Raw genomic sequence first — 1,748 nt, 5'->3', positions numbered from 1 at the left:
CCCCCGCCGGGCTGCCCGTCCACGCCGGTAGCCGGCCGGGCACTCATACGTTCTCCAGGAAGTCCTGCAGGATGAGCTGCCCGCTGCGGACGCTCGCCACCGGGACACGCTCGTCCACACCGTGCACGCCGTCCACGGTCCGGCCACCCAGGTCGGCGCCCAGGGGCGCGAAGCCGAAGCAGGAAATCCCCAGCGGGGCGAAGGCCTTGGCATCCGTCCCGCCGCCCATGCAGTACGGCACCACGACGGCGGCCGGGTCGTGCCGCAGCAGCGCACGGCGCATCGATTCAAACCAGTGCGAGTCCGCATCCGATTGGGTCGGCGGCTGGTGTGAGAGGAATTCCCGCGTGATCCCCGGCCCCAGCAGCGCGTCGATGGTCTCCATGGCGGATTCCTGGGTCCCCGGCAGGCAGCGGATGTCGATATCGGCTTCGGCAACGCCCGGGATGACGTTGACCTTGTAGCCGGCGCGCAGCACTGTGGGGGTGGAAGAGCAGCGGATGGTCACCCCCGCCACGGTACCCGCCGCACCCATGGCGTCAATGGCCAGCCCGACTCCTGCCTCGGTGTCCAGGTCCGCGGTGTGCCCCAGCGCCGCAGAGGTCTGCTCAATGTAGGCGCGCACCGCCGGCGTGAGGGTCAGCGGCCAGCGGTGGTTTCCCACCCGCTCGAGTCCGGAGATCAGGGTTTTGACGGCGTTGGCCGGCACCGGGCGGGAGCCGTGGCCGGAGGTCCCTTCGGCCCGGACCCGGATGTGCAGGGTGCCGCGCTCCGCCACTGCCACCGGGTACAGCCGGACCGGGGCGCCGTCGACGGCGGTGAGGAGCGTGGCGTGGCCGCCGGACTCGCCGATGGCGGCCTCGACGCCGTCGAACAGCTCGGGGTGCTCGGCCACCAGCCAGAGCGCGCCGTGGTCGCCTTTGTCCTCCTCGTCTGCCACGAAGGCCACCACGATGTCCCGTTGGGGCCGGGTTCCGGCTGCCGACCACTTGAGCAGGGTCGCGAGGGTCATGGCCACCATGTCCTTCATGTCGGAGGCACCCCTGCCGTAGATATAGCCGCCGTCGATCTCGCCGGAGAACGGATCGCGGTTCCACTGCTCCGGTTCGGCCGGCACAACGTCGAGGTGCGCGTGGACCAGCAGGCCCGGCAGCGACCGGTCCGTGCCCTCGATCCGCACCACCACCGAGGCACGTTCCGGCGAGGGTCCCAGCAGGAGGGGGGTGTAGCCGGCGGCCTCCAGCAGCGAGGCAATGTATTCCGCGCACTCCCGTTCCCCGGCGCTCCTGCCCTCCCCATGGTTGGTCGTGTCGAAGCGGATCAACCGGGCGCACAGCGCGGCCGCGTCGATGGGAGCAGCTGCCGCCGGTCCATGGGTGGTCGTCGCAGTGCTCGGCGCATTTATGGTCACGGTTGGGTCTCCCTGGATGGTTTTCTGAACACCTCGGCTATAGGGTGAGCGTAAGTGAATTGCATCACGTTATTCAATCCGGTAATTCATTTACACGCTGGTTACATCCGCGACACAACTCCCGGATACCTTGAAGCCGTCCCCCGGCCCTGCCAGGGGATACGGCGCCAGCCGCCATCAGACGCACTGATCACAGCACCACGCTGATCACTGAACCACTAGGGGAACGCGATGACACCGACACGGACCGCGACAGCACCGACACCACCGCCGGGAAGCAAGAAACCGGGAGGCACATCACTGTCAAGGATGCGCCTTCCGGCGGTCCTGGCTGCCG

General features: G+C 68.6%; 1 protein-coding gene. It reads right to left on the bottom strand.

Annotated features, from left to right (window positions below):
• Nucleotides 1-43: 43 nt before the first annotated feature.
• Complete coding sequence (locus tag K789_RS0113535) at nucleotides 44-1,411, bottom strand: M20/M25/M40 family metallo-hydrolase (RefSeq protein WP_237739604.1); 1,368 nt, start codon at nucleotides 1,409-1,411, stop codon at nucleotides 44-46.
• Nucleotides 1,412-1,748: the final 337 nt, after the last annotated feature.

Origin of the sequence: Arthrobacter sp. TB 26, assembly GCF_000427315.1 — a bacterium.
Classification (GTDB): Bacteria; Actinomycetota; Actinomycetes; order Actinomycetales; family Micrococcaceae; genus Arthrobacter.
Note: the sequence above shows the minus strand (reverse complement) of the source record. Positions and strands in the feature narration are given on the sequence as shown.